Raw genomic sequence first — 20,689 nt, forward strand, 5'->3', positions numbered from 1 at the left:
TTTCATCGAGAGCAGATAGAAACAACTTAAAATTAAGAGAATTCAAGTTTTGTAAATTTTGCTATAGAGTCGCGAACAATAATGAGCTATGCCAAAAACACGACACATCATTTAGCAATAAAACATACAGAACTGGAGAAGCGGTTTTTAAAAACCTTACCTTGTTAGAGAAAGAAAAGATTAGCGAATATAAGCTAAAGAGAAGACTCGCTAGCAATGGTATTTTTACTATTATAAGCCAATATAATGAAGGTAACATAAGATCTGAAACGAAAGCATTTTCAATTGATTATGAAAAGCATGAACTTTCTATAGCAATGGAAAATGAAAACTGGGAAAAAGAAGTCATCCCAAAGCTAGTTAACTATTTCTCAAAATTTAATATTGAAACAAGAGAAAAAGTAGTAGAAGCCACCCTAACCTCGGATTCATTAGAAAGCTTAATTGAAAAAGTATACTCAAAAGAAATATTAGATAACCAATACGAGTCATCAAAACATCCCTTATGGCTACTATATGCTATCGATCTTGAGGATATGTTTGAGCAAAGAGAGAGGCTATCCACAAAAGATAGGAACAAAGAAAGGGACGAGCGCTGGTTTTACAAAAAAGTAAAGCTGAATATGTCTTATAAAGAGGTACAACAATCAGAGATCAATGATGGCTACAGCACGAACAAGAAGCCACCATCCACATCAAACATTAAAAAAGTCATAGGTAAGATGCTTGATAATGACTACTCAACGGAACAAGCTCGTTATTTTGTAGCACCCATGTAGCACAACAAATAAAAAAGCCTCTAGAAATTAGTGCATACTAACTCTCTAGAGGCTTATTTTATATGGTGGGCCTGCCCAGACTTGAACTGGGGACCTGCCGATTATGAGTCGGATGCTCTAACCAACTGAGCTACAGGCCCTAAATGCGAGGCAGATTATATCGACATGCGTCGACCTTGCCAAGGAGCAACTGACATTTTTATGCAATAAATCTGCGAAAGTCATTGATTCTCTGGCGATTTATTAACCACTCGCTTTTCTGCATTAGAAAATGCCGGTTTACACACAGTCTAAAACGCTTGTAAGTGCTTCATGCTGTGATATTAGTTAGGACGTTCGAAGGCGTACTTCAGATCCGTAAATTTTACTTTTGTCTTGATCGCGTCCAAAGCAATTAGATGCAGCAACTCTTCACGAGTCGTGCAGGCATCCGACAGAATGCTAACTTGATAAGGGTCGGCATCATCTGAAATCGCGGTGTGTGTCACACAGTTTTGTGTCATCATGCCGCAAACCACCAGACGATCTACTTCTAAATCGTTTAACAACTCGGTTAAGTTGGTGTCTTGGAAAGCGTCAGCATGTTCTTTGGTGACGATGGGGGCATCTGGCGCGGCGTCTAGAATGGCTTGATGAAGTTTAACGCCCTGCGTCCCCGCCACAAAAAAAGGCGATTCCTCATCCGATACATGCTGAACCAGTACAACAGCGGCATCTTGTTCTTTTGCTGCATGGATAGCGCTTACTATCTCGTTTAGTGTGTTGTCAGCATTCCAAAGTGGAAACTTTCCATTGTCGAAATAATCGTATTGTGGGTCGATAACTAATAAGGCAGTACGGCTCATTTTACTCTCCTATTGATGGTGAATTCATAGGATCTCAAAAAGATGGATTCCATTGCAGTGTCAAATTTGCCATATTAAGGGCTTAAAATGACAAAGTGACTTTTCCCTATGACACAGTATCATATTGCGGTGATCGTCTATAGAGATTGCCTCTTATCCGCTGCGTACGGTTTTGCTGAAATATTCGAGCTAGCTAATGAGGCCTGCGAGGCTGCCAACCTTCCGATTCATCTGACAACCCATAGCCTAGATGAAAACGACATCCTCGTAGCAACGGAGGATCTGCAGCATAAGGAGGCTTTCCATGCTATTTTGCTGCCACCCAGCTTGAAGCAAACGAGCTACAGTAAAACGAACCCACTGATTAAGGCCTTTTTAATCCACCAGCATAAGCATGGCGCCATACTGTGCAGCGCTTGTGCGGGGGCGTTTTTCTTAGCGGACACAGGCATCACGGATAAACGAGTGATGACAACTCACTGGGCACTGGAAAATGCATTTAGAGAACGTTTTCCTAAGCAACCAGTGGATGCCTCTAAGATTCTGATTAATCAAGGGGATGTTATTACCGCAGGGGGGATGATGTCTTGGCTCGATTTGGCTTTGGAATTGGTGCAAGCCTTGACCAATACACATATCGTACGTCAGCTTGGCAAAACCTTGGTCATCGACACGGGCAAAAGAGAACAACGCTATTATCAGCAGTTTCAGCCAAGTTTTGATCATGGTGATGGGGCGATTCTAACAGTCCAGCACCATTTACAAGGACATTATGCGCACGTTCAGCGTACGGACACTATGGCACAGCTGGCTAACCTTACCCCCAGAACTTTTTTACGTCGTTTCGCTAAGTGCACCGGACTGACCCCAAATGAGTACTTACAGCGTCTGCGCATTCAAGTGGCCTGCGATACCTTGGAACAAACCACGCTACCGTTTGAGACCATTGCATTACAAGTTGGCTATGACGACGTTGGTAGTTGCCGCAAAGCGTTTCGCAAAATAACAGGGTTAACACCTAGTGCCTTTCGTCAGCGGTTTGTATCGCCAATACCCCATTGACTCAAAGGCGAGCTTGGCGACCAATATCACCCGGCGTTACGCCAATGACTTTTTTAAAGGTCCGACGAAAAGCCGCTTCACTTTGATAGCCCAATTCATCACTTAAAATAGCGAGGTTTCTGTCGCCATTTTTTATCCGTTGCGCTGCGAGACGCATACGCCATGATGTTAAATAAGCCATGGGCGACATGCCCATCGTACTTTTAAACAAGCCACTAAATACCGAGCGGGACATACCAGCTTTATCGGCAAGGCTAGCCACCTGCCAAGCTTGCTGAGGTTGTTCATGGATGGCAACGATTGCCCGTGCCAACCTGGCATCACTTAAGCCTGCTAATAAGCCCAATTCGATTTTTTGATATTGTATAAACAGTCTAAGCATTTGCACTAAATAGGCTTCGGCTAATCTTTCCGTCACCACTTGGGAGCCACAACGAGGCTGTAAACTTTCAGTGAGTAATATGGTTTTCAAGGGCGACAACTGCTGAGCAATCTCATCGCCTTTGTCGATTTTCACCCATTGCCATTCTAAGTCCAACAATGGATTAAGTGCTTTTGTGGCGAAATCAAATTCACAAACGAATAATGTACTTTCACCCTGTATACCTTGGATAAGGGATACACTGAGATCCTGCCCCGTCGCAAGCCACACACCATCACCCTCTTTCAACTCGGTTCGGCTATCCCCTTGCGCGGTTAACGAAATCTCCCCAGTCACTAGGTAAAGCCAATAGCTTGAATCAGCAGATAAGGCCAAGTGTTCCTTTTGACGAATGAAATGAAGAACACTTATCGAAGTCGCCTTAGGGCGAAAAGCACTTAGTACCGATGAAAGACGATCCATAATGATTTACCTTTAAAATAAAATACGATCTGCAACATTTAAAACATAATCAATCATCAACCGTATCACATTTCATCATAGACTGTCCTCATCAAAACCAACATCAAATTATGAGGTAAGCGAAATGGTCGTCCTAAAACCAAGAACAGCAACACCAGATCTCACTATTGATACTCTAAAAGGGTCTTGGTCGCTTGCACAACAAGCGCCAGAAAACTTCACCATGGTAGTTGTTTATCGTGGTTTACATTGCCCTATTTGTAAAAATTATCTGAGAGAGCTAAGTCGCCTAGCGGATGACTTTAGCGCGAAGGGGGTGGATATTCTCGTACTGAGTTCCGATACAGAAGAAAGGGCTGCACAGGCATCAAGTGAATGGGAGATTGAAAACCTAACGATGGGTTACGGCCTTACCGCTGAACAGTCTCAAGCTTGGGGATTACACAGAAGTGCTGGACGAGGCATCACCAGCATTGGCATTGAAGAGCCTAGTGAGTTCACTGAACCAGGCTTATTCTTAATTCGACCTGATCACACTCTCTATTGGAGCAACATCAGCACCATGCCTTTTGCTCGCCCACACTTCAAAGAAGTACTTGGTGCAATTGAATTTGCCGTTAGCAATAACTACCCAGCACGTGGTGAGCTTGTTTAACCTCTAAACTCTTTTCACTGTTATAAAAAGACCGCCTATTGTGGCGGTCTCTCATAACAATTAGTCAGTATTAATTGATTTCTATCTGATAACGAAACGTATCGGCAGAGCCTCGCGACACACGATATTCGATGGGGGTTTTATCAAACCCGAAAGCAAGACGTTCAATCACCGCAACAGGATGCCCTGTTTCAATTTTTAAAGCACTTGCCGTATCGTCATCCGCACATTCTATGGTTAAGGTTTCCGTTGCCGATGCGACCAGTAAGCCACAGTGCTTTTCATAAAACGGATAGAGCAAGCTGCCGATCTCATTACTATCAATATCCACTAAATTGGCAAACAACATTTCAGGCAACCAAATATCCTCTGTTAGTACGACCACGCCTTTTAGAAACCGCAGTCGCTTCAGGTGAATCGCTAATTGATTCGCTTGTAAGTTCAGAGCAGTGCTCGCCTCTGCAGGCGGAACTTGTAGTGCTTTTAACAGAATAAGGCTCTCAGGGACAATAAAGCTACCGTCAGCAGGCTGCTGTCGAAAAAAACGGAATAGAGAGGTATTAAAATCGGGGCGTCGCACAAAGGTTCCCCGTCCTTGACTGCGATAGAGCAATCCGTCGTTCACTAAGGTATCCACCGCTTTCCGAATGGTACCAATGGCAACACCATATTGTTTGGTTAACTCTGCTTCTGTTGGAATCGCGGTATCAGGCAACCACGTTCCTCGACTGATTTTCTCAAGAATTTCTTCACGAACTTGTCGGTAGAGCGGTAGTCGCTCATCACGCTTTATAAATGCCATAACCGTACCTACGACCTTGAATCTGTGTATTTTAGTCTTAGAGCCGATAAGCGTCTATGACTAAATCTTATCTCAGACACTCACCTTATTAACGCTTCATCGAATAATAAATCATCTATTTCATATATATGAATATTGACTTGATCAAAACACAGACCTATAGTCACAGCCTAATTCATATATATGTTTATAGAAAAACGACATAGCATACGTTATTTTTACCAAATGAGCCCTTTTATGAGTCACTCTTCTTTGCCCATTACCGGTATAGACACCCATGCACATATTTTTCGTAGCGACTTACCGTTAACGAAAAACCGTCGCTACGCTCCCGAGTACAATGCTCTGGATACTGAATTTATCGAACTTTTTCAGCGCCATCACTTTTCACACGGTGTTTTGATTCAGCCAAGTTTTTTGGGTTCCGACAACCATTTCATGGTTGAAGCACTAAAAGCACACTCTGAGAAGTTAAGAGGCATCGCTGTTGTTGAACCCAATATAAGCGACTGCGAATTAGATGAATTAGCGGATGCTGGCGTCGTCGGTATTCGACTAAACCTGATAAAGAAAACACTAGCAGAGTACACCACCCCCGTGTGGCGAACCCTGTTTGGTAAATTGGAAAAAAGAGGCTGGCAAGTCGAGATACAGCGTGAAATTGATGATCTTCACCACATTTTACCCATTATCCTCGACTCAGGCGTGGACGTCGTCATCGATCACTTCGCCCGCCCTACCCATGGTATTCATGTTGATAATCCAAATCATCTCGCGTTCTTACAGTTGTTGGAACACGCGCCCATTTGGATCAAACTGTCTGCTACCTATCGGGCGAATGCCACACTTGAACAAGCCAAGGAGATGTTAAGTCTATTGCGAAAAGCTTATGGTCATTCAGACCGCTTTTTGTGGGGCAGCGACTGGCCACATACACAGTTTGAAACACGAACTCAGTACAGTGATCAAGTCGATATCCTTAATGCACTGCTAAGCGATCCTGACGAACGCCGAAAAGTTCTTGTAGAGAACCCGACACGCTGTTTTAAGTTTTAAACATTCGATAGAAAAAGTTAGGAATTATAACAATGATAAGCTTATTAGTGGTTGGCAGCATCGTGCTTGCCATCGTCCTTGGATATAAAACTCGAATTAATATCGGCCTTTTCGCAATTGCTTTCGCTTATTTGATTGGTTGTTTTGGCATGGGCTTATCGCCAACGGCCATTATCAAAATGTGGCCCTTAAAAATCTTCTTTATTATCTTCTCTGTCTCGCTTTTCTACAGTTTTGCCACCATCAACGGCACACTAGAAAAGTTAGCGGAGCATTTAATGTATCGTTGCCGTCGATTCCCTCACCTTTTGCCTTACGCTATTTTTATTACAACATCCATTATTGCCGCGTTGGGCGCAGGCTATTACACAGTTTTAGCCTTCATGGCTCCGATAACCTTGTTACTTTGCCAAAGAACAGGTATGAGCATGATTATTGGCGCAATGTCAGTCGGTTACGGCGCACTAACGGGTGCCAACTTTATGTCTAGCCAGAGTGGAATTATCTTCCGTAGCATCATGGCAAACGCTGGCGTCACTGATAACAAAGCCTTTGTGAACTCCATTGGTATTTTCGTAAGTACTTTGATCATTCCATTTTTCGTTATCACGGCGCTGATTTTCTTTACGAAACATCGCTCATCTATGGCAAGCTCAGACTACCAAGTAGAAAAACCAACGCCCTTTAATAGCGTACAACGTCAAACCTTAACGTTGACCCTTGTGATGATGGCCTTGGTATTGATTGCTCCAATCGCACATTTGATCGCACCTGCCAACCATACGATTACCTTCATTAATTCAAAAATGAACATTGGCTTAATCGCCAGCGTCTTTGCTGTGATTGCTCTATTACTCAAGCTAGGCGACGAGCGTAAAGCGATTGCCTCGCTTCCTTGGGGCACTTTGATTATGATCTGTGGTGTAGGCATGCTGATTTCTGTAGCCATCAAAGCGGGCACCATCAACTTATTAGCCTCTTGGATTGGTACTTCTATACCGGCTTATTTAGTGCCTGTTGCCTTTGGTGTGGTCGCCGCGTTTATGTCACTATTTGCCAGCACACTAGGGGTGGTTACGCCAGCCTTGTTTCCTATTGTGCCCTCTATTGCGCAAAGCTTATCCATTGATCCTATGATGCTGTTTATCTGTATCGTTGTGGGCGCACAAGCAACCGCTATTTCGCCTTTTTCTTCAGGTGGCAGCCTTATTTTGGGTGCTTGTCCAAATGAAGAAAGTCGCAGCAAACTGTTCCCACAGTTACTATTTCGTGCGGCGCCAATAGGCTTTATTGCCGCCCTAATTTATAATCTTGTCATCACCTTCGTAATTTAATTTATCGACAAAACATGACGCTATCTGCGTCATGTTTTATCTGGAGTTTTTTAATGTCCCTTTCTCTACGCACTCGCCTATTGAGTGTCAGTATACTCTCACTGGTTATCACTACAGGGTATCTCGTATCAGAAACTGCCTCATCCTTAACGGAACAAATGCACAACACCCTGCTGTCGGACATTAGCCATACGGCCAATGCCTATGGTAACAATGTAAGTGACTGGTTGGACAGTCACAAAAAAACTGCTGCATCACTCGCACATACACTTGAAAACCATCCTGATTTATCTCCTTATCCGGCCATCCATCAAGCCTATGAGTCTGGGGGATTTTCCATCGTCTACTATGGTAACAATGATGGAAAAATGTATCGCCAAGACCCAGCATTAGATGCAAAGCGTCCAGATTACGACCCAAGACAAAAAAGCTGGTACAAAGAAGCCATGAGTGTTGGTAAAGCGGCGACCTATGGCCCGACGATGAGTTCAACAACGAAAGAGCTCTCTATTCGTTTGGCCGCACCCGTTTATAAACAAGGAACCTTATTTGGTATCGTTGGTGCCAATCTAACCTTGAACCAATTATCCCAACAGCTTGCAGAAATGACCATTCCAGGCAATGGTAAAGCCATGATTGTCTCGACTAAAAATGACATTATTGCTGACCCTAACCTAGAGCAGGTGATGAAAAAAGCGGCATCCATTTCTCCTCTTTTTACTTCTGCTTCTTTAGAAAAGATGGACGCTGAAAACACATTGGAAGAAGCGGATCTCAATGGTGAAACCGTCTTTACCTATGTCCATAGAATTCCCAATACTGATTGGTTGTTGGTCTTTAGCATGGACAAGAAGATGCTAATGGAACATGTGTACAGTGTTATTACGCGTCAGTTAGTTATTGCCGCGATCTTGATCATCGCCTTTATCGTCTTCTTGTATTGGTTATTTAAAGTATTATTCAGTGATTTGAATCGTGTCTCTACTGCCTTGCAAGAAATATCAAAAGGAAAAGGCGATCTACGGGCTCGTATCGAAGTCAAACACATGGATGAAATCGGTATACTTGCTACTGGGTTTAATGACTTTGTTAGCCATATGCATGGGGTAGTTGAACGCCTTAAAGGCATGTCTAATAATCTGGCTGTAGAAGCGAAACACGTTGCTCATTCTGCAACAGAAAGCGCCTCTCGAGTGAATACGCAACAGCAAGAAATTGATATGGTTGCGTCTGCGGTTACTGAAATGGCCACCGCGACGCACGAAATTGCTGGCAATGCCGAACAAACCGCAAAAGCTGCTACCGACTCTGTTAAATTAGGTGAAATGGGCAGCCAACAGGTTCAACAAAGTCGCAACTCGATTTACGAACTGGCTAATGAAGTCAATCTCGCGACAGAACAAATTGCCGCTTTGGATCATCATGCCCAGCAAATCAGTGGCATTCTTTTGACCATTACAGGTATTGCTGAGCAAACCAATCTATTGGCACTTAACGCAGCCATTGAGGCGGCCCGTGCTGGGGAACATGGCCGTGGCTTTGCCGTCGTAGCGGACGAAGTACGTACCCTGTCTCAGCGCACCCATGCGTCGACAGAAGAAATTCAGAAAATGATTGAACTACTGCAAGAGCAAACCACGAAAGCCGTGAAGTCCATGGAAAACAGCAGTAAAAAAGTACAAACCAGTGTACAAGACGCGGATGCAGCCACGGAATCATTGAAAGAAATCGCCAGCGCCATAATAAGTATTTCTGACATGGCCACTCAGATTGCCACCGCAGCGGAAGAACAAACCGCCGTAACAAATGAGATCAGCCAAAACAGTGAAGTCATTCGTCAAATGGCCACACAACTGGCACAAGAAAGCAAGTTTGGTGAAGATCAGTCTAAACGTTTAAACCACTTAGCTAGCCAAGTAGATCACGAAGTCGGACAGTTTCAGATTTAATGCTCGGCCCTAAACGGACTAAGCACGCGTATTAAACAATAGATCCCCAAAGCATCATGACTGGCTTGTCATGGTGCTTTTTTATTGGCGACAGCTTTTTATTAGCAACCTCTCTAGGTTAAATCCTCAATATTCGTTAGCACCCAAGCACTGTTGTGTTGAGTAAAGCCGACTTTAGGGTAGTAGTTAACAGCCTGAGGCGCCGATAACAGAATCAGTGAACATTTCGGTTGTAACGCTTCTTTGGTCATGCGGATAAGGGTTTTACCAATACCGGACGCTTGGACTGCTTCATCCACCGCCAAATCGGATAAATAACAGCAAAATGCAAAATCCGTTACGGAACGCGCCACTCCCACCAATTGCTCCCCTTGCCAGGCCGTAATTAAAAGGTTGGCATATTTGAGCATGGTTTCAACCGTTTCCACATCCTGAATCGGTCGACGGGCACCTAAGGTCGTTTTGGATAACAGTTCGATAAACTGAGCAGCGGTAATAGCCTGATTCACCTTGTATTTAATGGTCATTAAAGACGCCCTCGCAGCAGCATGTAAAGTCACAGCATAGAAGATTTTTAGCACTAGTGATACGGGTAAACTCTTGCTATGAGCGAAGACAGGTCTAGAAAAGAGTAGCGCATACAAAAGCAGCCCTGTATTGTAATTTATTCATTGATCCAAATATTATTAGATGTCCTTTCTTTGAAGAAACAGGGTATTTATGTTGCTACTAAAACTGCTTTTCTCCTTACTCATACTCTTTGCTATTTTAGTGTACGTGGTCAATATAACCCTTGTTGCCAAGGTCAAACCGCAAAACGCGAACACGGCTGCACCTTACCAGCAGGGACGTTTTCGCAATCACGCCCCATCCACGCCTCGGTCTTTGTTGGATGCCGTTCGCTTGTGGATTCGCTTTTTCACAGAGAAAAAAGTGGATACTAAACCCGATATCAAAATTCCTGTTCGGCCACTGCGCCAACAGCATTTAACCAGCCTTAGTGACAGCACCATACATATCGTCAAACTCGGTCACTCATCGGTTTTGCTCAAGGTGTATGGTGAATATTGGCTATTAGACCCCGTCTTTTCTGAACGGGCTTCTCCTTTTCAATTTATTGGCCCACAGCGCTTTCATACCCCACCACTCTCTTTAGCTGAATTGCCTAAACTGGATAAAGTACTCATCTCCCATAATCATTATGATCATTTAGACAAAGCCAGTATCAGGCTGCTAGCAGGGAAAACAGAGCGGTTCTTTGTGCCAATTGGTGTGGATGGGGATTTAGAAAAATGGGGCGTCCCGACCAGTAAAATCAAGACATTCGACTGGTGGCAAGAGGAACAAACCAGCCAGGGTATGGTTGCCTTTACTCCCTGTCAGCATTTTTCTGGTCGCGGTATCGGCGATAGTAACAGCACGTTATGGGGGTCTTGGGTTATAAAAACCCCACAACACAGCCTTTATTTCAGCGGAGATTCAGGTTACTTTGCGGGTTTTAAACAGATTGGTGAGACCTATGGCCCATTCGATCTCACTATGATAGAAACGGGCGCCTACGACAAAGACTGGGCCACTATTCACATGAAACCAGAAGAGAGTGTTCAGGCACATATCGACCTTAAAGGAAAGGTGATGATGCCGATTCATAATGGCACCTTCGATCTGGCGTTTCACACTTGGCATGACCCTTTTGACCGTGTCGTTGCCGCCGCAAAACAACAGGATGTGGACTTAACCACACCCGAGTTTGGGCAGATATTCTCGATTAATGACCCAGCCAAACTTCAGATGTGGTGGACTGCAACAATAAACAATAAAGGGGAAATGTCCGACAATCCCACCTAGTATAAGTCTAACTTAGTGCCCCATGTCTCACATTGTAAGGGTCTACTCTCTGTTTTTGTATGCGGTTAAGCCGTAAGGGCCGCCGTATGCGTGCCTGTTTTTATCCTTTTTGTATGCTTACTTCTTCCCTATAAAAATTTGTAATGATTGATGTCGGTCAATTTTATTCCTTCTGATCTGAGTACTATTTTAATCGAGGATACTGATTATAGGTATTGAACGGACGCTCTTAATACCAAGTTGTTGGATTTCTTAGGTTACTAACTTTAGCGCATAAATTGTGGTAGCTATCTAATTCATCATTGTCTTAAGAAGAGACCTTTGCATGATCGTGCAAACGTCTCAAGAAATTGAATTCAGCTCGTAAGGATGGATAAGATGAAAAGTTGTGTATCGGAAAGTGGTACGAATCAAAAAGCGGGGGTGTATTTGCCATGACAGAGACACCTGCCTCCAAAGATTTCACCAAACTGCCTATAGAAGAGGTTCTTAGCGAACTGAATGTGGATCCTGATCAAGGATTGACTCAGCAGGAAGCGCAGCAACGTTTGTCTTCCTATGGTCCCAATGCGCTTCCTGAGGAAGAAACTCGTTTCTGGAAAAAAATCATCGGCTACTTTGTTGGCCCCATTGCTTTTATGATTGAAGCCGCTGCTCTGGTGTCTTTATTTTTGGGCGATTGGGCCGATTTTTTCATTATCTTTGGCCTACTGCTATTTAATGCAGGTCTTGAGTTGTATCAGGACAGTAAGGCCAGTAATGCGTTAGCAGTACTGAAAAACTCTCTAGCGCCCCAAGCCACTGTGCTGCGTGATGGTGGGTTTCAGGTAATCGATGCGGCGACTCTGGTGCCCGGAGATATTGTAAAAATCCGTATAGGAGGCATAGTACCAGCGGATTTAAGACTGGTCGGTGGGGATTACGCCTCTATTGACCAATCGGCCCTGACCGGGGAATCCTTACCCGTCAGCAAAAAAGTGGGCGACAGCGCCTATTCGGGCAGTGTGGTCAAACAAGGGGAGATGACCGCTGTGGTCATCGGCACCGGGCTTAATACCTTCTTTGGCCGCACCGCGAAATTAGTAGCAGGTGCTGGCTCAGTCAGTCAGGCGCAAACCGCCATGTTTCAGATTGGTAATTTCCTTATCGTGGTGGCGGTGATTTTAGCGCTCATTATGGTGGCGGTGCAGGTATATCATGATGTGGTGGTAACCAGCACTTGGGATGTGAAAGATGTCTTAAGTATCTTGCAATTTGTGCTGGTGCTTTTGGTAGCCTCCATTCCGGTGGCCATGCCAGCGGTATTTTCTATTACCATGGCACTTGGTGCGTTAGCACTTTCCAAAGAAAAGGCCATTGTCTCGCAGCTTTCTTCCATCGATGAAATGGCAGGGGCCGATATTCTCTGTTCTGACAAAACCGGCACGTTAACGAAAAATATTCTGACCCTTGGCGATCCGATTGCGATGAATGGAACGGCCCCTGAGGCGATTATTCTGGCTGGAGTGCTTGCTTCCCACGCAGAAGACGGGGATGCCATCGATAGTGCTGTGATGAATGCTTTACCCGATAAATCATTATTAGCGTCTTATCAGGTTGAATCCTTTACCCCGTTTGATCCGGTATCTAAACGTACCATGGCAAAAGTCGTGGATTCTGAGGGGCGGCATTTTTCAGTTTCCAAAGGCGCTCCCCAGGCCATTGTGGAACTTTGCCAAGCTACCAAAGAGATCGAAGAAACGGTCAATAAAGAAGTCTCTGCTTTAGCGGCCAAAGGTTACCGGGCTCTTGGTGTAGCTCGCTCGGATGAGAGCGGTGCCTGGACGCTGCTGGGTATCCTGCCGATGTTTGATCCGCCACGGGACGACTCCAAATCCACCATAGAAAGTGTGCGCGAGAAAGGCGTTGCGGTGAAAATGATCACTGGCGACGATACCGCGATTGCAAAAGAAACCGCCCGTCAGCTGGGATTGGGAACCAATATACTGACGGCGGCGGATGTGTTTCCCCCTGATATGGACCCAGATCATGTGCCAGCCCCGATTGCTCAGCAGATTCTGGCCGCTGATGGCTTTGCCCGGGTATTTCCTGAACATAAATACGCCATTGTGAAAACCTTTCAGAAAAATGGCCATCTGGTGGCCATGACTGGCGATGGCGTCAACGATGCTCCCGCTTTGAAACAGGCCGATTGCGGGATTGCCGTATCCGGTGCCACCGACGCGGCTCGCGGCGCAGCGGCGCTGATTCTGACAGCTCCCGGTTTGTCGGTGATACAAAATGCCATTGATGAAGCTCGGCGCATCTTTGAGCGTATTACCAGTTACACCATTTACCGGGTCGCACTGACCATGGATATTATGTTTCTAGTAGTACTGGCGACTATTTTCCTGCATTTTCGGGCGTTAACACCGATTATGATCGTCATTATGTCGTTACTTGATGATATTCCAATCATGACAGTGGCCTATGACAATAATAAAGTCTCGCCCAGTCCGATCCGTTGGCGTATGTCCAGATTGTTGACCGTATCCGCAGTGTTGGGCTTTTTCTCCGTGGTACAGTCATTTGGTTTGCTGCTGATTGGTATGGCCTTAATGCATGGGCCCCATGCCCAGGCATTGGGTTTAATCGACGAGGCTCATCTGCAATCCATGATGTTCCTGCAGCTGGTCGCTGGTGGCCACTTACTCATGCTGGTAAGTCGCAAAGACGACTGGTTTCTGAAACCGCCTTATCCGGCCACTCCTTTACTGATTGCCATTATCTTGACCCAACTGGTGGCGGTATTCATGTGCGGTTTCGGCATACTGGTGCCACAAATCCCTTGGTCCTTAATTGGCCTGGTTTGGATTTATCTACTGGTCTGGTTATTTATCATGGGTGGGGTGCGAGTCGCCATTGACCATGTGCTGGATAACCGCAGCGCTCGACGCGTCCGATCCATTAAATATGTTAATACACCCCTCAATCATTGAGTGGTGTACGACTTGAAACGGGCTTTACAGCCTGCTCACAGTTAAAAAGCTGAAAATCATTACAATCCAGGGAGCCGTAATGGCTCCCTTTTATTAAAAACATTTCTTATCATTGCGATATGTTGAAAGCCTAAGACTTAGACGGTTTATCCCCCTTCCCTAGGCCATTAAACGATTACGACTTAGGCCATAAAGAAGGTACATGGAACCGTTTATCCAATGAGTTGCTAAACCAACGACCATTCAATACTTGATCAATCATCTCCTGCTTTGCCTGATCGGAAAGATGATGGTCCTTCGCCATAGCATCCAGTAAAACGGCTTCGTCATAGGATTTGGAAGACATCTGGATCAAGGCTTTATGTCGATTAGCATTCAGGACCAATAAGGATTGACCTTGATTGTCATGCTTAGGAGACCAAGGCAGCCAGCGTACCAAATGCTGACCATTGGGGTTCCCCGTGCGGATAAAATGGGCTAAATAGCGACGAAACTGCTTAGATAAATCCACCGCACCGGGTTGCTGGAACACCTTACCAAGTAATGCTTGACGCCATGTTCGATCCAGTAATGGCATGAACACCCCGTGAAATGCTCCCAGCAATGCCATCTGTTCGTTTCGGGTGACCAAAGGATCATCTCCAAAGGCCACTTCTGTGGCGTAAATGGGGGCTTTATAATGGGCAAACATTCTCTGAGCGGACTGTTGCACATTAAATAAACTATAAAGTTTTCCGCCGTAGTGATAAACGAACTGATATTTCGTGAGCATATCAGGATCATTCATTAAGGTGCCATCATGCCATGCTTTAACAAAATAGGGATCCGTCAAAGCAAAGATCGAAAACTCGGTTTGTCCCGATAACATAATCACTGGCACACTATTGTAATCTGTGGTTGCAAAACCTTGCTTAGGGATCACCGCCCCATCTCGATACAAATGCGGGAAATGACTCATGCGGATCCCTGCACCTTTCATTAATGGTGCTAATTGCTCAGCTGGCAATTGTTGTAGATAATCACGGACCGCTTTACCACCACTGGCGAGCCATGCCTGGGCAGAAGCGATATTTGGTTGGATATGATCACGAACAACCAATGGCGCAAATGCCTGACGAAAGACCTGCTGGCTTGGTGCAACGGGGGCAGTGGTCATACCGCCACTAAAGACAATGGCGTGCTGAAATTTCCCTTTGAATAAAGGCGAAATCAACATTGCCATCACATCACGTCCGCCCGCCGAAAATCCAGCAACGGTCACTTGGTCGGCTCGGCCACCAAAGTGTTGGATGTTTTGATGTACCCACTGTAGGGCTGCCAGTTGATCTAACAAACCAAAGTTACCTGAGGCTTGTATTGGCTGCTCTGTTTTTAATGCTTTGAGCGGATTAAACCCTAATACCCCTAATCGATAATTCACTTGTACGATGACCGCATTCAATGCTTTGGCCAATGCTTGAGGGTTAAACTCATGGGCTTCGCCCGTTTGGTTATTACCGCCGTGAATATAGACTAAAACGGGCAGCTCATGCTTAGCGTGCTCAGGGCGATAAACATCTAGATTCAAACAATCTTCTTTTCCTTCAAACTTACCTTGTTGCCACTGGGGACAAATTGCCCCCTCTTGTGTTGCTTGAAAGGTACCTTGAATGGGTTTAGCTGGCTGAGGTAATTGCCAACGCAATGCCCCTATAGGAGCTTGTGCATAAGGAATGCCTAAAAAAGCATCCACCCCTTGCTCACTTTTACCAACCACTTTAGCCGTGTCTGAGAGCGAAACGACGGGGTTTGCTAGTACCGTGGCGGCAAACATTGCCGTTAATCCAATGAATAGCCCGCGCTTAAGGACGTATTGAATGCGCATATTTTATCCTTCCATGTTTATTGTGAGACTTTTGCACGACTACTGCGCTTGCCAATACTTTGTTAAAAACAGACTCAAAATGCTCGTCTGTTTTTGCCGCGTCTTGGCGTTGCTCGTGACATCGTGCAAAGGTCTCATTGTTTTTCTTTTATTAAAAAAAGAAGTGTGCCAAATACAATCTAGCTAGACTGCATTTGGCAATGATCAAAATTTCCTCTCTATATTAATGGCAAATAAATGACGAGGCACTATCCTTATTTCCCCCTTCATAAACCGCAATCGTAGGGTATGGACACAGCGGGCGTTTTGCCTTTAACAACGTTTTAGGCACTTCTGGATTATCTGCTCTCGCTTGGCTAATCACACGGTCTGGAGACTTCCCTTTTTCCACCCAAGCAATCAAAGGAGATAACACATCAAACTGATCTAAAGATGGACCACCTTTTCCGTGCGGCATGCCAGGGACTTCATAAAAGGTCACAAAGTCACGGGCTTTACCATTGTGGTTTTGGTTCAATTTGTTATACCAATGAATCGTATCCACAATAGAAAATACCGGATCACTGTCCCCTTGGTAAATAATCATTTTTCCACCCGCTTTTTTGAAAGCAGACATGGTTGGGTTCGCAGCATCTGGCGGTGTCATAAATTCCATTGATGACTCAGGAAAGGCTTTTGTTTTGGCATAGATTTTGGGCGCATCTGTATCGAAATTAAACTTCAACAAATAATCAACCAATGCCTTTGGTGTCCCCTTCACATGAGTTGGCGGTGTCGTAAAGATTTGTGCCAATGAAGACGCTCCCATCACAGCAATGAGAGGGTTATAACCCCAGGCAGGAATCGGGCTTTCTACCTTCCAAAAGCGCCAATTGTTTGAACTCATACCAGCATCATAATACCAACGACTGTATAACGCTTTACCTTGGCTATTATGGGGACCATTATGAATCGCAACTAAAGCATTGACTTTGCTTTGACTCAAACAATCTTTTTGCCCTGCATGACAGACTAAATCTTGCAAATTAACGAGCTTTTGGCACTGCTTAGGATTAAAAATCAGACCATCTTTTAGACCATCAAGGTCATCACATTGTTTTAGAATATAGTGACTCACTAACGACATGTCTTTGGGGGTAAGAGATTGCTTGAGATCGCTGTTTACCGCGTGAAGATGCTGAATATCCCAAGCATGTTGTATCGCCGCCTTGGGCAAATTAAAACCTGGGTAACCGACAAGAATGCCATTAAAGAAATTAGGGAAGCGGGAGGCTGCTACCATGGCCATACGACCACCATTTGAGGCACCAATACCATATCGATATTTCGCCGCTTGTCCATAAAACTGAGTAATCATCTGGTTCGCAACAGGATATAAAAGCTCAACGGCTTTGTAGCCATAAAGTGACCTTGCCCGAGCATCCCATCCAAAACCGCTCCCCCCTGCTAATCCCATATCTTTAAACTCTTGCTCATCATGGCCCCCATTACTGGACACCACCGCCATTCCTCGGTTTAAGGCATACTGTTTAGGGGTAAGACTGGAGGCATTCCCTAAGGCGGGAACGACAATACCATCGTTTCCACCATTAAATTGATAAGCAAAATCATGGTGCCAGTTTTTCGGCAAACGGAGCTCAAAGCCAATGGCATAATTCCGGCCATCCATGCCTTTATAGGGGTCTAAAACCCCTTCCACTCGACAATTCTCAACCAACGCATCACCGGTTGGTGATTCCCATTGTGCAGACTTGATGGTCAGCCCTGGTGCATGAAAGGTTGATGGATCACAGGCCATCACACCCGCCTTGGCAACCATAGGTAAGGCCAAACAAAGTAACCATGCTTTATTCATTATAATATTCCTTATTAATTGTTATTGTTGGAAACAGTTAAATACTAATACTGTTTTGAATATTTTGCATACTAAAAATATTCAATGAATAAGCGACGCCTCTATGGTAGAAAGATATGAGTGAAGCCATAAGGAAGGGTAATCAATATGCAGCACGTCACCTCATCAGCACTGCCATTAGAAAGTGCGCTTCACAATAGATTAAAGGCAACGGACTTTCTTGACTGCTACTCGGTTGAATCGAATCTATCACCACGTCAAGCTGCAGACATTATTACTAATTTTCCTGGGTGGGCTCAGTGTTTGATTGGTATGAGAAATGTTCTCACCGCCCCTTTTGGGCTGTTAAAAGAGGGACCGGAAACGCTAAATAAAGTGGGATTTTTCCCAGTGGAATCTGAAAATAGTGATGAACTTATCGCTGGGTTTAACGACACACATTTAAACTTTAGAATTTCTGTTATGTCACAACATGGACGTGTCTTTTTAGCCACTTGGGTGCATCCCAATAACCTAGCGGGCCAACTCTACCTAAAAGCAATTCTTCCCTTTCATGTGCTTATTGTTTTTAATGCTTTAACCCGAATCAAAACGGCAAGTAAAACCGTATAAAAATAAAAAAGCCGCGACGACTGAGCGTAACGGCTTTCGGTATTTGTCTTATAATAAAGACAATGACATTTTATTAACCGCTATTAATCTTGGTTAATAAAGTAATTTACTACATAAGCAGGCAACTCTGCCGCTGGCACAACAATTTGCTCCATAGTATCCCGGTCACGAACCGTCACTGGCGCACCTTCTTTCTCAATAGAGTCAAAGTCGACCGTTACACAAATTGGCGTTCCCACTTCATCATGGCGGCGGTAGCCTTTACCCACATTACCTGTGTTTTCATAAAGAATACGACCCAGACCCAATTTTTGAAGCTTGTTTTTCAACTCTTTGGCAAGCGCTACGATTTCGGGTTTGTTCTTCTTAAGCGGCATGATAGCCACCTTGATTGGTGCTAGGTGCGGCTTGAATTTCAGTACGGTACGAGTTGAGCCATTTGGCAATTCTTCTTCTGTGTAAGCTTCTGTCATCACCGCCAATAAACCACGGTCTAGACCCGCAGAAGGCTCAATACAGAAAGGCACTTCCCATTTGTTTTCTTCAAGATCACGAATTGCAAGCTTCGCCGTTGAATGCTCGTTTTTCTTCACTTTAGCAGACAAGCCAAACTCTTCTTGCGCTTTGGTGTGAGAACCCAAGTCGTAGTCGGTACGGTTTGCCACCCCTTCCAACTCCTCAAAACCATGTGGGAACTTGTACAAGATATCCACAGTGGCTTTTGAGTAATGAGCCAGATCGTCACCTGTTACATATTCGAACTGGATGTTTTCTTCTGATAACCCTTGATCCAGCCACCATTGCTTACGCAGCTTAACCCAAGTCTCATGCCATTTTTCATCTTCACCTGGCTTACAGAAGAATTCCAATTCCATTTGTTCGAATTCACGTACACGGAAAATGAAGTTACGTGGTGTGATTTCGTTACGGAAAGATTTACCAATTTGCGCAATACCGAAAGGCAAGGTGCGAGAAGTTGAGTCCACGACGTTTTTGAAGTTCGTGAAGATACCTTGTGCAGTCTCTGGACGAAGGTAAGTGTAAGACTCTTCGTTCACCATTGGACCAACGTTGGTTTTAAACATCAGGTTGAAGTCACGAGGCTCGGTCACATTGGTTGAACCACAGTTGTCGCAGACTTTAATGTCTTTCATATGGTCGGCACGCATACGCGATTTACACTCATGGCAATCAACCATTGGGTCGGTGAAGGTGTCTTCGTGACCAGAGTATTTGTAGACGTTTTTGTTTTGGATAATCGCCGCATCCAACCCTTCAACATCATCACGCTCGTATACCATGGCGCGCCACCAAGCCGCTTTTAGGTTGTTTTTTAATTCAATGCCTAACGGACCGTAATCGTAAGCACCTTGCATACCACCGTAGATTTCACTGCCTTGGAAAATAAATCCACGACGTTTACACAGGGAGACGAGTTCATCCATTGTTTTAGCTGGCATTTCTAAACACACCTTAAGCAAGTTGAAATTGGTTAGTTAGATACACGCTCAACAGTTCGCGTACATCTGAAGGAAAGTTAAATTCTAGCCAGACATTGTACTCTGAGCCTGAATTTCGCTCAATGGCGAATGATGATTACCACGGAACTAAAGCCGTACAAACTTCCTTAATAACCACGAGTTATGACAAGAATATGTAATTTATTCGGAAGTTTGCGTATTTTTTTTTGTCATTTTGTTAGATAATTCTTTTTTTTTACACAAAAATTTTGTGTTTTCGGCTAAAGGTTTTTTATGCGATATTCTGCCACCCCCATGCTTCTATTAGGTCTATTTGCCCTGGCTCCTTTTGTTGTATTGACCATCATTACACTGACAGACATACACATCATGGGATACTCGGGACAGGCGCTTTTTGCGTCCTATAGCGCCATTCTGTTGAGTTTTGTAAATGGGGTACTATCTGGACAGGTACTTGAGGGCAAGCCACAAAAGTACAGCAACCGGACAATGGTACTTAACCACCTTATTATGTTGGTTGCTTGGGGAAGTCTGTTTATGAAAGTCCCTGAACTGTCTATTGGTATTTTGCTACTAGGCTTTATTACCACCTTTTGGCTGGATGGACGTTGGTTACGGCTGGTTTCTCAATCTTATAAAGCCTATTCAAAGATCCGTTTTGCACTTACTGTCGTATTGAGTGTTATGCATGTTATTGTACTCTTCCCTGTGTATTAGGTCTGTTT

At 44.5% G+C, this 20,689-nt stretch carries 17 protein-coding genes and 1 tRNA gene; 10 read left to right on the plus strand and 8 right to left on the minus strand.

Annotated features, from left to right (window positions below):
• A partial coding sequence (locus tag JHD45_RS15880; protein WP_199477500.1) for a hypothetical protein occupies positions 1-779 on the plus strand: 779 nt, incomplete at its 5' end.
• Between the two features lie 63 nt (positions 780-842).
• Here the strand turns inward: JHD45_RS15880 and JHD45_RS15885 are convergent.
• Together JHD45_RS15885 and JHD45_RS15890 are read right to left on the minus strand one after the other, a co-directional pair.
• Positions 843-919, minus strand: a tRNA-Ile gene (locus tag JHD45_RS15885).
• 183 nt (positions 920-1,102) lie between these two features.
• On the minus strand, positions 1,103-1,624 hold the full coding sequence (locus JHD45_RS15890; RefSeq protein ID WP_199477501.1) for an isochorismatase family protein: 522 nt from the start codon (positions 1,622-1,624) through the stop codon (positions 1,103-1,105).
• Positions 1,625-1,732: 108 nt separating this feature from the next.
• On the opposite strand from JHD45_RS15890, the gene JHD45_RS15895 reads away from it, so the two are divergent.
• Entirely contained in the window at positions 1,733-2,686 is a 954-nt protein-coding gene (locus JHD45_RS15895) for a GlxA family transcriptional regulator (protein ID WP_199477502.1), read from the plus strand.
• Position 2,687: 1 nt separating this feature from the next.
• Here JHD45_RS15895 and JHD45_RS15900 read toward each other — a convergent pair whose 3' ends face one another.
• Positions 2,688-3,530, minus strand: coding sequence for an AraC family transcriptional regulator (locus tag JHD45_RS15900; RefSeq protein WP_199477503.1), 843 nt, complete (start codon positions 3,528-3,530; stop codon positions 2,688-2,690).
• 124 nt (positions 3,531-3,654) lie between these two features.
• Between JHD45_RS15900 and JHD45_RS15905 the strand changes: the two genes are divergently transcribed.
• On the plus strand, positions 3,655-4,185 hold the full coding sequence (locus JHD45_RS15905; RefSeq protein WP_199477504.1) for a peroxiredoxin-like family protein: 531 nt from the start codon (positions 3,655-3,657) through the stop codon (positions 4,183-4,185).
• 70 nt (positions 4,186-4,255) lie between these two features.
• Here JHD45_RS15905 and JHD45_RS15910 read toward each other — a convergent pair whose 3' ends face one another.
• Positions 4,256-4,987, minus strand: a complete 732-nt coding sequence (locus JHD45_RS15910; protein ID WP_199477505.1) for a GntR family transcriptional regulator — start codon at positions 4,985-4,987, stop codon at positions 4,256-4,258.
• Positions 4,988-5,224: 237 nt separating this feature from the next.
• On the opposite strand from JHD45_RS15910, the gene JHD45_RS15915 reads away from it, so the two are divergent.
• Genes JHD45_RS15915 through JHD45_RS15925 form a run of 3 tightly spaced genes read left to right on the plus strand, consistent with a single transcriptional unit; the run spans position 5,225 to position 9,326 of the window.
• Complete coding sequence (locus JHD45_RS15915; RefSeq protein WP_199477506.1) at positions 5,225-6,043, plus strand: amidohydrolase family protein; 819 nt, start codon at positions 5,225-5,227, stop codon at positions 6,041-6,043.
• Between the two features lie 32 nt (positions 6,044-6,075).
• A complete protein-coding gene (locus tag JHD45_RS15920) occupies positions 6,076-7,377 on the plus strand; it encodes an SLC13 family permease (protein WP_199477507.1) in 1,302 nt (433 codons plus the stop codon).
• 53 nt (positions 7,378-7,430) lie between these two features.
• Positions 7,431-9,326, plus strand: a complete 1,896-nt coding sequence (locus tag JHD45_RS15925) for a methyl-accepting chemotaxis protein (RefSeq protein WP_199477508.1) — start codon at positions 7,431-7,433, stop codon at positions 9,324-9,326.
• Between the two features lie 113 nt (positions 9,327-9,439).
• Here the strand turns inward: JHD45_RS15925 and JHD45_RS15930 are convergent, their stop codons facing one another.
• A complete protein-coding gene (locus JHD45_RS15930) occupies positions 9,440-9,853 on the minus strand; it encodes a GNAT family N-acetyltransferase (RefSeq protein WP_199477509.1) in 414 nt (137 codons plus the stop codon).
• A gap of 193 nt (positions 9,854-10,046) precedes the next feature.
• On the opposite strand from JHD45_RS15930, the gene JHD45_RS15935 reads away from it, so the two are divergent.
• A complete protein-coding gene (locus JHD45_RS15935) occupies positions 10,047-11,174 on the plus strand; it encodes an MBL fold metallo-hydrolase (protein WP_199477510.1) in 1,128 nt (375 codons plus the stop codon).
• A gap of 434 nt (positions 11,175-11,608) precedes the next feature.
• The gene (locus JHD45_RS15940) at positions 11,609-14,152 is read left to right on the plus strand and encodes a plasma-membrane proton-efflux P-type ATPase (protein WP_199477511.1); all 2,544 of its coding nucleotides are present in this window, start codon (positions 11,609-11,611) and stop codon (positions 14,150-14,152) included.
• A gap of 175 nt (positions 14,153-14,327) precedes the next feature.
• Here the strand turns inward: JHD45_RS15940 and JHD45_RS15945 are convergent, their stop codons facing one another.
• Positions 14,328-16,016: a carboxylesterase family protein gene (locus JHD45_RS15945; protein WP_199477512.1), complete on the minus strand. Its 1,689-nt coding sequence runs from the start codon at positions 16,014-16,016 to the stop codon at positions 14,328-14,330.
• 223 nt (positions 16,017-16,239) lie between these two features.
• Positions 16,240-17,871: a tannase/feruloyl esterase family alpha/beta hydrolase gene (locus tag JHD45_RS15950; protein ID WP_199477513.1), complete on the minus strand. Its 1,632-nt coding sequence runs from the start codon at positions 17,869-17,871 to the stop codon at positions 16,240-16,242.
• Positions 17,872-18,018: 147 nt separating this feature from the next.
• Here JHD45_RS15950 and JHD45_RS15955 point away from each other — a divergent pair, with 147 nt between their 5' ends.
• Complete coding sequence (locus JHD45_RS15955; protein ID WP_199477514.1) at positions 18,019-18,483, plus strand: DUF2867 domain-containing protein; 465 nt, start codon at positions 18,019-18,021, stop codon at positions 18,481-18,483.
• 83 nt (positions 18,484-18,566) lie between these two features.
• Here JHD45_RS15955 and JHD45_RS15960 read toward each other — a convergent pair whose 3' ends face one another.
• On the minus strand, positions 18,567-19,943 hold the full coding sequence (locus JHD45_RS15960; protein ID WP_199477515.1) for a glycine--tRNA ligase: 1,377 nt from the start codon (positions 19,941-19,943) through the stop codon (positions 18,567-18,569).
• A 294-nt stretch (positions 19,944-20,237) separates the two neighbouring features.
• Here JHD45_RS15960 and JHD45_RS15965 point away from each other — a divergent pair, with 294 nt between their 5' ends.
• Positions 20,238-20,681, plus strand: a complete 444-nt coding sequence (locus JHD45_RS15965; RefSeq protein WP_199477516.1) for a DUF3429 domain-containing protein — start codon at positions 20,238-20,240, stop codon at positions 20,679-20,681.
• Positions 20,682-20,689 lie beyond the last annotated feature (8 nt).

It is taken from the genome of Marinomonas spartinae (assembly GCF_016461715.1).
In the GTDB taxonomy this organism is placed as follows: domain Bacteria; phylum Pseudomonadota; class Gammaproteobacteria; order Pseudomonadales; family Marinomonadaceae; genus Marinomonas; species Marinomonas spartinae_A.